Origin of the sequence: Catellatospora bangladeshensis (assembly GCF_016862575.1) — a bacterium.
GTDB lineage: Bacteria > Actinomycetota > Actinomycetes > Mycobacteriales > Micromonosporaceae > Catellatospora > Catellatospora bangladeshensis.
Genome location: NZ_BONF01000048.1, coordinates 34293 through 47138, shown reverse-complemented (window position 1 = coordinate 47138; position 12846 = coordinate 34293). Strand labels below are relative to the sequence as shown.

Below are 12846 nucleotides of genomic sequence, written 5' to 3'. Positions count from 1 at the left end.
GCGACGATAGCGAGGTGGTGAGCCAGGTTCCGTCCCCCGTCCTGACACCCGTGGTCCTCGTGCTGGGCGACGAGGAGCTTCTGGTGGCACGCGCGATCGCCGACGCGGCCGCGCGGGCCCGTGCCGCCGACCCGGCCGCGGAGGTCCGCGAGGTGGACGCCGACACGATGCTCGTCGGCGAGCTCGCCGAGCTGCTCAGCCCGTCGCTGTTCGGCGGCTCCCGGGTGCTGGTGCTGCGCCGCGCCCAGGACGCCAAGAAAGACGTCACGGCAGTGCTGCTGGACTACGCCAAGGCGCCCGACCCGGACGTGTGCCTCGTTGTGGCGCACGCCGGCGGGGCCAAGAACAAGGCGCTGGCCGACGCGCTGACCAAGGCGGGCGCGAGCGTGGTGCCCGCGGCGAAGCTGAGCAAGCACCGCGACCGCGTCGACTTCGTCACCGGGGAGGTGCGCCGGCTCGGCGGCCGCTGCGGCACCGACGCCGCGGAGGCGCTGATCGAGGCCGTCGGCAACGACCTGCGCGAGCTCGCCGCCGCGTGCGCCCAGCTGATGGTGGACACCGGCGGCCGGATCGACCAGGCCACCGTCGCCCGCTACTACCGGGGCAAGGCGGAGGTGAGCGGCTTCGCGGTCGCCGACGCCGCCGTCGCCGGGGACGTGCCCGCCGCGCTGGAGGCGCTGCGCTGGGCTCGGCACAGCGGGGTGGACCCGGTGCCGATCGCCGATGCGCTCGCCGACGGCGTGCGCACCGTGGCGCGGGTCGCCTCGGCGGGGCGCGGCAATGCGTACCAGCTGGCCTCGACCCTGGGCATGCCCGCCTGGAAGATCGAGAAGGCGCAGCGGCAGGCGCGCGGCTGGACCCCGGACGGCCTGGTGCTCGCCATGCGGGCGGCCGCCGACTGCAACGCCGCCGTCAAGGGCGGCGAGGAGGACCGCGACTACGCGCTGGAACGCACCATCGTGGCGTTCGCCCAGGCCAAGCAGGCGGGAGGGGTGCGATGACGGCGGGCGTCCGGTCCCGGCGGGCGGGCGGCATCAGCCCCGAGGAGGCCCGCAACCGGCCCCTCTACGCCCGCGTGCTCGGGCTGCAGTACGTGCGCCCCAGCAACCTGATGTGCTTCCTGTTCTTCGAGGGCACCGTGGCGCTGGCGGTGCTGCTCTCGCTGGCCGAGCTCACCGGCTGGTGGGCGGTGGCCGTGCTGCCGGCCTCCGTCGCGGCGATGGTGAAGGTCAACGACGTGATCGCCGGGGCGACGACGCGCTCCGGGGTCGAATCGGTCTCCCGCCCGCAGCGGGCACGGCGGACCCGCCGGGCGGCGGGTGCCCCGGTGCGGCTGCGCGAAGCCGTTCCAGGTGCCGACGTGGTGGCGACGCCCCCGGCCCGTGAGGCGACCCGCCCCGGGTATGCGGAGCCGATCCGTGACGAGGTGGATGAGGCATACTCCGGACCGGGCGTGCGGGGTGCGGCCGCCGACGGTCTGGAGCCGGTGAGCCCGGCCGCCGAGGAGCCATGGCTGGGTTCGGCAGAGCAGCGAGCACGCCAATCCGCCGCCTACCGCTACGAGTGACCTCCCCACTGGCGGCACCGGCCCCCGAAGATCGCACTCTCGTGTCCAAAGGTGCGGTCTGAGCCCAGGTTTGGACACGAACTCGCGATCAACCCCACCGCCGCGTGGACCAGACCAACCGCCAGGGGCCGACCGGTCGCGCTGCGAGCAGATCCCGGATACGCCGATGCCCGGCCTCCCTTGGAGAGAGGCCGGGCATCGGACGGAAGCCCTGGCGGTGCCGCTACGGGCACGCTGCCGACGGTCAGGCCGAGAGCGAAGCCAGCTTCTTGGCGATGGCCGACTTGCGGTTGGCCGCCTGGTTCTTGTGGATCACGCCCTTGCTGACGGCCTTGTCCAGCTTGCGCGTGGCGTCGCGCAGCAGCGCGGTGGCGTTCTCGACGTCACCGGTGGCGCTCGCCTCGTGGAACTTGCGGACAGCGGTCTTCAGCGACGACTTGACCGACTTGTTGCGCAGCCGGGCCTTCTCGTTCTGCCGGTTGCGCTTGATCTGGGACTTGATGTTCGCCACGCGACAGCCTCGTCCTGCTCGTTTCGGGTGATTGGTTCGGATGGGCCGACGCAGGAAGCACCAGCCGCGACGTGCCAGGTTACCAGGTGCCCAGGTCTCGGCCCAAACCGGGCCGGGCGCACCCGCCTGTGTCATACGTCGCCCGCCCAGCCTACCGCGCCGGCCACGCGCCCACAGGCCCGCCCACCATACCCCCTCAAGATCGCCGTTTCGTGTCAGAAACCAGGGCCCCACCTCACTTTTCGACACGAGCCAGTGATCATGCCCGGAAGCCGGAGAGGGAGTGGATCGATCACCGTAGCGGGTGATGTGCGGCGACACCCGGTGTACGGCCCGGGGAGCGTGGGTTGTGGATGGCAGACTGTGCGGTTGTGGACAGCGAGCGCTTCTGGATGCTGATCGAGCAGGCCCGCACCGACGTCGAGGGCGACATCGGCGAGGACGGCACGGGGATGGCGAAGGCGCTGACGGTGCGCCTGGCGGCCCTGGACCTGCCGGAGATCGCCGCCTTCGCGGCCGAGTTCGAGCGGCTGCGCGACGCCGCCGACCGCTATGACGTGTGGGGCGCCGCCCACCTGATCGGCGGCGGGTGCTCCGACGACGCGTTCGTCGACTTCCGCAGCGGGCTGGTCGCGGCGGGGCGGGAGTGGTACGGCAAGGCGCTGGCCGACCCCGACGCGCTGGCCGGTCACCCGTCGGTGGTCGAGGCGGTGGAGTGGGACGACGACAGCGCCATCTTCGCCGAGCTGGTCGGGTACGCCGCCGCGGACGCGTTCCGCGAGGTCGCCGGGGCCGAGCTGGTGCTGCCGGAGCGCGCGCACCCCGGCACGGCGGGGGAGCGCTGGGACTTCGACGACGACGACCAGATGCGCCACCGCCTGCCCCGGCTGAGCGCGCTGGTGCTGGGCTGGCCGGCCAACGAGGGCTGCCGCTGCTGAGCACCACAGCCGCGAGCGCCTCAGCTGCGAAACGTTAAGAAGGGCACCTTCTACCACGAAAAGCGTTAAGAAGGTGCCCTTCCTTGGGGGGACCCTGCGGCCCGCTTCGGAGCGCGGAGCGGGCGTGGGATCATAGGTGCGGCAAGTCTGTCCGCCTCACCGGAGGAGGGCCCGACCGCCCGCTTCCGCCTCACGCTCGTAGAACGGATCACCGTGCCTCCGCTGCTCGGATCGAACAAGCCCGGCGACACTGACCCGGCCGCCATCCGCAACTTCTGCATCATCGCGCACATCGACCACGGCAAGTCGACCCTGGCCGACCGCATGCTGCAGATCACCGAGGTGGTGGACCCGCGCCAGATGCGGGCGCAGTACCTCGACCGGATGGACATCGAGCGCGAACGCGGCATCACGATCAAGAGCCAGGCGGTGCGCCTGCCGTGGACGGTGCGCGAGGGCGAGCGGGCCGGCGAGCAGGTCGTGCTCAACATGATCGACACGCCGGGGCACGTGGACTTCACCTACGAGGTGTCGCGCAGCCTGGCCGCCTGCGAGGGCGCGATCCTGCTGGTGGACGCGGCGCAGGGCATCGAGGCGCAGACGCTGGCCAACCTGTACCTGGCGATGGAGAACAACCTCACCATCATCCCGGTGCTCAACAAGATCGATCTGCCCGCCGCGCAGCCGGAGAAGTACGCCGAGGAGCTGGCGCACCTGATCGGCTGCGAGCCGGAGGACTGCCTGCGGGTGTCCGGCAAGACCGGTGACGGCGTGGCACACCTGCTCGACGAGATCGTGCGGCAGCTGCCCGCGCCGACCGGCGGCGACGCGAACGCCCCGGCCCGCGCCATGATCTTCGACTCGGTGTACGACGTCTACCGCGGCGTGGTCACCTACATCCGGGTCATCGACGGCCGCCTCGACGCCCGCGACCGGATCAAGATGATGTCGACCGGCGCCGTGCACGAGCTGCTGGAGATCGGCGTCATCTCCCCGGAGCCGATCAAGTCGCCGTCGCTGTCCGTCGGCGAGGTCGGTTACCTGATCACGGGTGTGAAGGACGTCCGGCAGTCCCGCGTCGGCGACACGGTCACGCTGAACCAGCGGCCGGCCACCGAGCCGCTGGGCGGCTACAAGGACCCCAAGCCGATGGTCTACTCGGGCCTGTACCCGCTGGACGGCTCGGACTACCCGGAGCTGCGCGACGCGCTGGACAAGCTGAAGCTCAACGACGCCTCCCTGGTGTACGAGCCGGAGACCTCGGCGGCGCTGGGCTTCGGCTTCCGCTGCGGCTTCCTCGGCCTGCTGCACCTGGAGATCATCCAGGAGCGGCTGGAGCGCGAGTTCGGCCTGGACCTGATCGCCACCGCGCCGAACGTGGTCTACCGCGTGGTGACCGACGACGGCAAGGAGATCACGGTCACCAACCCGAGCGAGTACCCGCACGGCAAGGTCGCCGAGGTCTACGAGCCGGTCGCCCGCGCCACGGTGCTGACCCCCAACGACTACGTGGGCGCGGTGATGGAGCTGTGCCAGGGCCGCCGCGGCGTGCTGCTGGGCATGGACTACCTGTCCGCCGACCGGGTCGAGCTGCGCTACACGCTGCCGCTCGGCGAGATCATCTTCGACTTCTTCGACCAGCTGAAGTCGCGCACCAAGGGTTACGCGAGCCTCGACTACGAGCCCAGCGGCGAGCAGGCCTCGCAGCTGGTCAAGGTGGACATCCTGCTGCAGGGCGAGCCGGTCGACGCGTTCAGCGCGATCGTGCACAAGGACAAGGCCTACGCGTACGGCACCACGATCGCGTCCAAGCTGCAGAAGCTCATCCCGCGGCAGCAGTTCGAGGTGCCGATCCAGGCGGCCATCGGCTCCCGGGTGATCGCCCGCGAGACCATCCGCGCCATCCGCAAGGACGTGCTGGCCAAGTGCTACGGCGGTGACATCAGCCGCAAGCGCAAGCTGCTGGAGAAGCAGAAGGAAGGCAAGAAGCGGATGAAGATGGTCGGCCGGGTCGAGGTGCCGCAGGAGGCCTTCATCGCCGCCCTGTCCACCGCGGAGGCGCCGGAGGCGGGCAAGAAGAAGTGACCTTCGCGGGGCACTGTTTCCGCTGCGGCGCGGCCCTTGCGGCCGCGCCGCCGTGCGCGTGCGGTGCCTGCGGGTACGAGCACTACCTGAACGCCCGGCCCACGGCCAGCCTGATCGTGCTGGACGGGGCCGGGCGTTTCCTCGCCCTGCGCCGCGCCCGCCCGCCGCGCGAGGGGCTGTGGGAGACGCCGGGCGGCTTCTGCGACGGCTGGGAGGAGCCGGCCGACGCGGCACGCCGCGAGGCGCGCGAGGAGCTGGGTGTCGAGGTCGAGCTGGGCGCCTTCGTCGGCATGTACGTGGGCGACTACGAGTTCCAGGGCGAGCGGCTGCCGGTGCTGGACTGCTTCTTCCTGGCGTACCTGCCGGTCGGGGCACACCTGCGCCTGGACCCGGCCGAGTCCTCCGAAGCGACCTGGCTGCCCCTGACCGACCCGCCCCCGATGGCCTTCACCACCATGGACCGCGCCCTCCGCGACGCCCTCCCGGCGGCCCGCGCCGCCTCCGCCCGCCGCGTCCCTTGATCGCTCGACTTGCCTGGCACCTGGGCTAATGAGTGGCCAAGATACGCCCAGGTGCCAGGCAAATTGGACGATCTTCGGCGGGTCCGGCGGGATCACCCGGCGGAGGTAGGCCGGTCGGGTGGGGGAGGGGTCGGCGGGCGGCCGAAGATCCGTCGACAAAAGGTCAAACCCGTAGTAACTGGGCAATCAGGCCATCGTTACCTCAAGTGCAGTGTTTTGCCGCTTTCGCCCGATATGAGGGCTTAAGTAGGTTCCAGTAGTCGCACAAGGAGTGACGATGCAGATGAAGAAGGCCGGAGTCGTCGCCACGGGCGCTCTCGCTACCGTGGCGATCATGGGGGCTCCCGCCGCTGCGGCGCCCAGCACGGACGCCTCTGCGCTGGCCAAGGCCAGCACCTCCACCGAGGGCAAGACCAGCGCGATGCGTCAGATCGGGGCCAACCAGCTGAAGCTCGCCCGTGGTGGCGGCTTCGACAACAACGGCTGGGACGCCCCCTGGGACGTCGACCCGCAGGCTCTGGTCGCCCTGCTCGACGGCACGGTCGTCAACGTGGCCGCGCTCCAGCAGTGTGGCTCGACCAGCGGCAACGTCGTCGGCATCTCGGTGCCGATCACCTCGCCGAACACCGTGCTCTCGGGCTTCGGGCACGACGGCTACGGTGACCACGACAAGGTCGCCTGCGCCAACGGCAACATCAAGATCACGCAGGACGACAACTACCCGCTGATCGGCGTCGGCAACGACACCGCGGTGGGCATCGCGACCATCCAGTCCTGTGGCTCCACCGACGGCAACGTGGTCGGCATCACCATCCCGATCACCTCGCCGAACACCGTGATCGGCGACTGCCAGAACGGCAACGTCGAGATCAACGACTCCGACGACTGGAAGGGCCACGACGGCTGGCAGGAGTCGGGTCGGGCCGAGGCCATGCCGGCTTCGCTGGCCATGGACAAGGCCCGTCAGGCGCTGGTGAAGAAGGTCGGCGCGCTGAAGGACCGCGACGCGTGGGGCAAGCGCGCCAACGCGAAGGTGGCCCCGCAGGCGCGTGGCGGCGGCTGGGACGCGCCGTGGGACGTCGACCCGTTCGGTCTGGTCTCCGCGCTCAACGGCACCTCGGTGCTGGCGGCGACCCTGCAGTCCTGCGGTTCGACCTCGCCCGACGTGATCAGCCTGGCGATCCCGATCACCTCGCCGAACACCGTCGTGGGTGACTGCAAGAACGCCAACGTGAAGATCGACAAGGAGGGCCCGAAGGGCCTGATCACCGCGCTGGACAACTCGTCGCTCAACATCCTGCCGCTGCAGTCCTGCGGCTCGACGAGCGCGAACATCATCGCCGCCGCGGTGCCGATCACCTCGCCGAACACGGTCATCGGCAGCTGCTACAACGCCAACACGGTCATCGACTAATCGCTGCACCGGCACGGCAGAGGGGGCGGGTCGCGCCAGCGACTCGCCCCCTTCCCAATGCTCGCGAATGACAACTCATGCCGCGCCGCCGGTAACCCGTGACACGGTCGCCGGCGGCCGAGAATTCCTATAAGGAGTGACGATGCAGATAGGCAAGGCCGGGGTCGTCGCGGCGGGAGCGCTCGCCACGGTTGCGGTGCTGGGTTCCGCGGCGGCCGCCGCGCCCGCGCCCGGACCGGCGCACGCGGACCCGGTGAGGACTGCCGCGACCACCTTGAAGCAGGCGGCGGTGCAGCAGGCCGCCGGTCAGGCGCTCGCCGCGGTCGACGCGGCCGCGCGCGGCCCGCAGCAGGACGTTCGCCAGCCGCTGATCTCCATCGCCAACGGCACCGCGCTGACCGCGGCCGCCTGGCAGACGTGTGGTTCGACGTCGTCGCAGGTGGTTGCCGCCTCGGTGGCGCTGCGCTCGCCGGCCACCGTGCTGGGCGACTGTGCGAACGCCAACGTGCTCATCCGGCAGAACCAGGTGCCGGGGATCATCTCGATCCTGGACGACACCTCGGTGAACGCGCTGCCCATCCAGATCTGCGGCTCGAACGCCGCCGTCGCCGGCGTCACCGCCGCGGTCGGCTCGCCCGCGACGGTGGTGGGCGACTGCTTCAACGCCAACACGCTCATCGCCGACCCGAAGCGGAATGCGCAGGAGGTGCCGCGCAGCGTGCTTTCGCTGCTCAGTGGCTCCGTGGTGAACGCCGCCGCGGTCCAGGTCTGCGGCTCCACCGCGTCGATCGTCGGGGTGGCGGCCGCCGTCCAGTCGCCGACCACGGTGCTGGGTGACTGCTACAACAGCAACAGCACCATCCAGCAGCGCAAGGACCCGGCGGTGATCCCGCTGCTCAGCAACCAGGTGCTGGACATCCTGCCGCTGCAGACCTGCGCCTCGTCCGGCCTGCTCGGCCAGCTCGGGCCGGCGCTGCCGATCAACAGCCCGTCGTTCGTCGCGGGCCAGTGCAAGTCGGGTAACCAGGACATCCAGGGTGACTCGGAGCCGAGCCTCCTGGGCGCCGCGGGCCTCAAGCACTGACGATTCCGCCGTACACGGCGAGGCCCGGACCGCGGTGACGCGGTCCGGGCCTCCTCGTGTGCTCAGTTGGTGCTCAGCGCAGCCACGGGATGGAGCGGTCCAGCAGGCCGCGCTCCTTCAGCTCGGCGCGCAGCGGGATCGTGTCGTCGATCCAGCCGCCCTCGCCGACGCCCCACATGTTCTGCACCTTCAGGTTGCCGAACGCCTCGCCGATGAGCTGGCGCTGCACCGGGGTGAGCGCGGCGTACCACGCGGAGTCGCGGTCGATCGGCATGTCGTCGACCGGGCGGATCCAGCGGTAGGTGTAGCTCATGAAGAGCATCTTGCGGGTGAACTGCGAGCGGTTGCGCGAGCGCGAGTGCCACAGGCGGCGGTCGAAGATGAACGCGTCACCCGGCTTGGCCAGCCACGGCACGGCGCCCTCGGGGCCCTTCGCGATCTCCTCCGGGTCGGTCGGCCGGTACATGCTGTTGTTCAGGTGCGAGCCCGGGATGCACAGCGTCTGGCCGCGGCCGGGCTCCGAGATGTCGCTCAGCACGATGGCGACCTTGAGCGACAGCATCGGGCGCGGGATGTTGCCGTAGAACGCCTCGTAGTACTCCGCGTCGGAGTTCTGGCGCCAGCCGTCCTGGTGCCACTCCCAGCGCGGGGTCTCGTCCTCCTCGTACGGCGGGTTCACGTCGAGGTGGTTGTGCTGCGAGTAGATGTTCCAGCCGGCCAGGCCCCAGATGTAGCGGAAGGTCGGGCCGTAGTCGAGCATCCGCGCGAAGGCCAGGCTGTGGCTGACGGCACCGAGCAGGTGCAGCGAGCCGGTCTTGTCGAGGTGGCCGACGGCCTTGTGCTCCTCGTACAGCCGGTCGGCCTCGGCCTGGAGCTCGGCGACCCGCTCCTCGCTGACCACGCCGGGCAGGTGCAGGTAACCGCGCTCGTGGAATTCCCTGCGATCGGCGTCGGTGAGCGGCGCGTAGTCCGTCGCCGGCTCGTGAGAGGTGATGGTCATGTCCTCCCCTTGGTCCTTCCAGACTTGGGCACGGACGAAGGTGGTCGGGGGGCGCGCGACTTTGGGGGGTGGCGTGCCGGGGTGAGCCAACTTCGCGAACGAGAGCCGATACTAACTCGCCTTCGCGCCCGTCGTGGTGGGGCGGGGCTCGCCGGACCGGCCTTGTCACCAGGGTTACCCGCCTGTGACGACCTCGGCCACCACCTGTTCGGCCACTTTCTCGGCGCCTGACCACGAGCCGTCACGAGCGGACCACTGGCGGTCGGCGAAGGTCACCTTCGTCACTCCGGCGGCGGGCGCCTGGGCCACGAGCCAGTGCGCGAACTGCCATCCGATTTTGGAAGATTTGGCCGGTACGCGAAGTGCGGTGCCCTCGGCGGTGACGCCCTTGGCCTTGGCGCCGAAATCGAGCTTCATGCGTTCCGCGAGGCCGACGGGGGTGAGGTCGGTGCCGTCCGACTTGTGTGTGTCGCATGTCACACCATTGGCCTGCTGGCCGGTCAGCACCGTGGCCAGCACGGTCGCCTCCTCGACCCATTTGTCGTACGCCTCGGGGTACGCCGAGCGCTGCACCCGCTGCGCCGCGTCGGTGATCCGCAGCCGCTCCCAGCCCTTGATCTTGAGCAGGCTGGTGTAGAAGCGCTTGGCCGAGTAGCGCGGGTCCATGATCTGCTTCGCGGTGCCCCAGCCCTGGCTGGGCCGCTGCTGGAACAGCCCGACCGAGTCGTGGTCGTTGCCCTCGCCGAGGTGCTCCAGGTTGCGCAGCTTCGACTCCTGCAGCGCGGTGGCCAGCGCCACCACCACCGCGCGGTCCGGCACGTTGCGGGCGATGCCGACGGCCGCGATGGTGGCGGCGTTGGACATCTGCTCCGGGTCGAGGCGCACCTCGCCGTCGGCCCGCACCACGCACTCCGGCGCACCGAGCACGGGCAGGCGCAGGCCGCCCTCGAACTGCTCCCGGGCGAGATAGCCGCCGACGCCGAACACCACGACCAGGATCACCAGAACGGTCAGCACCTGCCGGCCTTTCACGGCGACCTCCTCGACGTCCGTAACGGCCGGAGGCGGCTGCCCGGCCGGGCGCGATACGGGCCCCCGACCGGGTGCGCCTGCGGTCTCCCGCCACCTTACGGCGTGCCGGCCACCCCGGCACCGGTCTCATCGGACGCCGGAACCCAGGCCGCATCCCGTTTCTCCCGGAATGCGGCGACTCCCTCGCGGCCCTCGGCCGAGCCGAAGAAACGCAGCGACACCTCCGACAGGTACGCCAGCTCCGCGTCCAGCTCCGGCTCGGGGCGGCGGCGCAGCAGCTCCTTGGTCATGGCCAGGGACGCGGGGGCGCCGCGGACCAGGCTGTGGCACCAGCGCTCGACGATCGCGTCCAGCTCGCCGGCCGGCGCAGTGGCGGTGACCAGGCCGACCTCGGCGGCACGGGCGCCGCCGAACACGTCGCCGGTCAGGTACAGCTCGGCCGCGGCGCGCGGGGCCAGCCGGGGCAGCACCGTCGCCGAGATCAGCGCGGGCACCACGCCCAGGCGCACCTCGGTGAAGGCGAACGTGGCCTCCGCCGCGCACACCGCGAGGTCGGCCGCGGCGATCAGGCCCAGGCCCCCGGCGCGGGCCGGGCCGCGCACCACGGCCACCACCGGCCGCGACGACCGGGCGACCGCGCCCAGCACCGTCCCCAGCAGTGCCGCGGGCATCTGCCCCGACTTCGCGGCGGCGGCGGTCTCGGCCAGGTCGGCGCCGGAGCAGAACACCGGGCCCGTGTGGTCCAGCACGATCGCGCGCACCCGGTCGTCGGCGTCCGCCTCGGCCAGCGCGGCGAGCAGCTCGCTCATCAGCCGGTGCGACAGCGCGTTGCGGTTGTGCGGGCTGTCCAGCGTGATCGTGGTTACGCCGCGGGCGTGGGTGACCCGGACGAGAGGTGAGTCAGGTGACGACATGAGGGCAGACTAGAGCCGTGGCACAGCTCCCCGACGGCGAACCCGTACCCGACGACGGCGCCCTCCCCGAATCCGCGCTGACCGGCGTCGGCGGCCGGGGCTTCGGCGTCTACCTGCACGTCCCGTTCTGCGCGAGCCGCTGCGGGTACTGCGACTTCAACACGTACACCGCGTCGGAGCTGGGCGGTGCCGACACCGAGGGCTACGTCGAGGCGGTGCTCGCCGAGCTGGCGCTGGCGGCGAAGGTGCTGCCCGCGCCGCCGCGGGTGGACACCGTGTTCGTGGGCGGCGGCACGCCCACCCTGCTGCGCCCGGACCAGCTCGGCCGGCTGCTGGAGGCGGTGGACCGCACCTGGGGCCTGGCGCCGGGCGCCGAGGTGACCACCGAGGCCAACCCGGAGTCGGTGGACCCGGCGAAGCTGCGTGCGCTGCGCGCGGCCGGGTTCACCCGGATCTCGCTGGGCATGCAGTCCGCCGCTCCGGGGGTGCTGCGCATCCTGGACCGGCAGCACACGGCCGGGCGTGCCCCGCAGGCCGCGACCGAGGCGCGCGAGGCCGGGTTCGAGCACGTGAACCTGGACCTGATCTACGGCACGCCGGGGGAGGGCGCGGACGACTTCGCGGCCTCGCTGGCGGCGGTCACCGGCGCGGGGGTGGACCACGTCAGCGCGTACGCCCTGATCGTGGAGGACGGCACCCGGCTGGCGGCCCGCATCCGGCGCGGGGAGATCGCCGCCCCGGACGACGACGTGGCAGCCGACCGCTACCTGGCCGCGGAGGCGGCACTGACCGCCGCCGGGCTGGACTGGTACGAGGTGTCCAACTGGGCGGCCGACGAGGCCGCCCGCTGCGCGCACAACCTGCTCTACTGGCGCGGCGGCGACTGGTGGGGCCTCGGGCCCGGCGCGCACAGCCACGTCGGCGGGGTGCGCTGGTGGAACGTCAAGCACCCGGCGCGCTACGCAGCCCGGCTGGCCGAGGGGCTGTCCCCGGGGCTGGGCCGGGAGGTGCTGACCGGCGAGCAGCGCCACACCGAGGAGGTGCTGCTGCGGCTGCGCCTGGCCGAGGGCCTGCCGCTGGACGTGCTCAGCCCGGACGGGCGCACCGCCGCCGGTCGCGCGCTGGCCGACGGGCTGCTGGAGCCGTCCGCGTACGCGGACGGCCGCGCGGCGCTGACGCTGCGCGGCCGTCTCCTCGCGGACGCCGTGGTCCACGCCCTGCTGGCCTGGTGAGGCCGGACCCTACTTGATCAGGCGCAGGGTGGCCGGGTAGCGGTACAGCTGGCCCTCGTTGGCCTTCATGCCCGCGAGCACGCAGAACACGATGACCAGCACCCAGACGATGAACGGCAGGAAGAACAGGAAGCCCAGGCTGCACACGCTGAGGATGAAGGTCACCACGTACGCGATCGTCGCGGTGATCTGGAAGTTCAGCGCCTCGACGGCGTGCGCCTTGACGGTCGGGGACTCGTTGCCCTTGACCAGCATGGCGACCAGCGGGGCGATGAAGCCGACCACGATGCCACCGAAGTGCGCGATCAGGGCCCAGGTCTTGTCGTCGTTGTTGCTGTAGCCGACCGGAGCCGGACCGGCCGGCGGCGGGGCGCCGTAGCCACCCGGGGCGGCCGGAGGCGGGGAAGCGGGGGCCGACGGCGGCGCCGACGGCGGCTGGTAGGAGGGTGCCGAAGGCGGCTGCGGCGCCGAGTAACCGGGCGGCTCGGGGGCGGAGCCGGGCGGGGTGGGTTCACTCATGCCCGACAGGCTAGGTGTGTGGATCAAAC

General features: G+C 71.5%; 13 protein-coding genes. 8 read left to right on the top strand and 5 right to left on the bottom strand.

Annotation, left to right across the window (positions count from 1 at the left end; genetic code table 11):
• Positions 1-17: 17 nt before the first annotated feature.
• Positions 18-1001, top strand: a complete 984-nt coding sequence (gene holA / locus Cba03nite_RS34295) for a DNA polymerase III subunit delta (protein ID WP_203755699.1) — start codon at positions 18-20, stop codon at positions 999-1001.
• Positions 998-1567, top strand: coding sequence for a hypothetical protein (locus Cba03nite_RS40130; protein ID WP_239126229.1), 570 nt, complete (start codon positions 998-1000; stop codon positions 1565-1567). The genes holA and Cba03nite_RS40130 overlap by 4 nt, the downstream gene beginning before the upstream one ends.
• Before the next feature lie 244 nt (positions 1568-1811).
• Here the strand turns inward: Cba03nite_RS40130 and rpsT are convergent, their stop codons facing one another.
• Positions 1812-2078 (bottom strand): 30S ribosomal protein S20, encoded by a 267-nt coding sequence (rpsT, locus tag Cba03nite_RS34285; protein ID WP_203755618.1) that lies wholly within the window; start codon positions 2076-2078, stop codon positions 1812-1814.
• Positions 2079-2449: 371 nt separating this feature from the next.
• Between rpsT and Cba03nite_RS34280 the strand changes: the two genes are divergently transcribed.
• The 5 genes from Cba03nite_RS34280 (at position 2450) to Cba03nite_RS34260 (ending at position 8120) form a co-directional block, all read left to right on the top strand.
• Positions 2450-3016 (top strand): DUF4240 domain-containing protein, encoded by a 567-nt coding sequence (locus Cba03nite_RS34280; RefSeq protein ID WP_203755616.1) that lies wholly within the window; start codon positions 2450-2452, stop codon positions 3014-3016.
• 213 nt (positions 3017-3229) lie between these two features.
• Complete coding sequence (gene lepA / locus Cba03nite_RS34275) at positions 3230-5101, top strand: translation elongation factor 4 (protein ID WP_203755615.1); 1872 nt, start codon at positions 3230-3232, stop codon at positions 5099-5101.
• Positions 5098-5622 (top strand): NUDIX hydrolase, encoded by a 525-nt coding sequence (locus Cba03nite_RS34270; protein WP_203755613.1) that lies wholly within the window; start codon positions 5098-5100, stop codon positions 5620-5622. The genes lepA and Cba03nite_RS34270 overlap by 4 nt, the downstream gene beginning before the upstream one ends.
• A 277-nt stretch (positions 5623-5899) precedes the next feature.
• Positions 5900-7036 (top strand): hypothetical protein, encoded by a 1137-nt coding sequence (locus Cba03nite_RS34265; RefSeq protein ID WP_203755611.1) that lies wholly within the window; start codon positions 5900-5902, stop codon positions 7034-7036.
• Between the two features lie 142 nt (positions 7037-7178).
• Entirely contained in the window at positions 7179-8120 is a 942-nt protein-coding gene (locus Cba03nite_RS34260; RefSeq protein WP_203755608.1) for a hypothetical protein, read from the top strand.
• 73 nt (positions 8121-8193) lie between these two features.
• Here Cba03nite_RS34260 and Cba03nite_RS34255 read toward each other — a convergent pair whose 3' ends face one another.
• From Cba03nite_RS34255 to Cba03nite_RS34245, 3 genes are all read right to left on the bottom strand, one after another.
• Positions 8194-9120, bottom strand: coding sequence for a phytanoyl-CoA dioxygenase family protein (locus tag Cba03nite_RS34255; RefSeq protein WP_203755604.1), 927 nt, complete (start codon positions 9118-9120; stop codon positions 8194-8196).
• 174 nt (positions 9121-9294) lie between these two features.
• Positions 9295-10152, bottom strand: coding sequence for a hypothetical protein (locus tag Cba03nite_RS34250; protein ID WP_203755601.1), 858 nt, complete (start codon positions 10150-10152; stop codon positions 9295-9297).
• Positions 10153-10247: 95 nt separating this feature from the next.
• Entirely contained in the window at positions 10248-11066 is an 819-nt protein-coding gene (locus Cba03nite_RS34245; RefSeq protein ID WP_203755598.1) for an enoyl-CoA hydratase-related protein, read from the bottom strand.
• A gap of 17 nt (positions 11067-11083) precedes the next feature.
• On the opposite strand from Cba03nite_RS34245, the gene hemW reads away from it, so the two are divergent.
• Positions 11084-12298, top strand: coding sequence for a radical SAM family heme chaperone HemW (gene hemW / locus Cba03nite_RS34240; protein WP_203755595.1), 1215 nt, complete (start codon positions 11084-11086; stop codon positions 12296-12298).
• A gap of 9 nt (positions 12299-12307) precedes the next feature.
• On the opposite strand, the gene Cba03nite_RS34235 is transcribed toward hemW, so the two are convergent.
• Positions 12308-12817 carry a DUF4870 domain-containing protein gene (locus Cba03nite_RS34235; RefSeq protein WP_203755592.1) on the bottom strand — a complete coding sequence of 170 codons (510 nt, stop codon included), beginning with the start codon at positions 12815-12817 and terminating at the stop codon, positions 12308-12310.
• Positions 12818-12846: the final 29 nt, after the last annotated feature.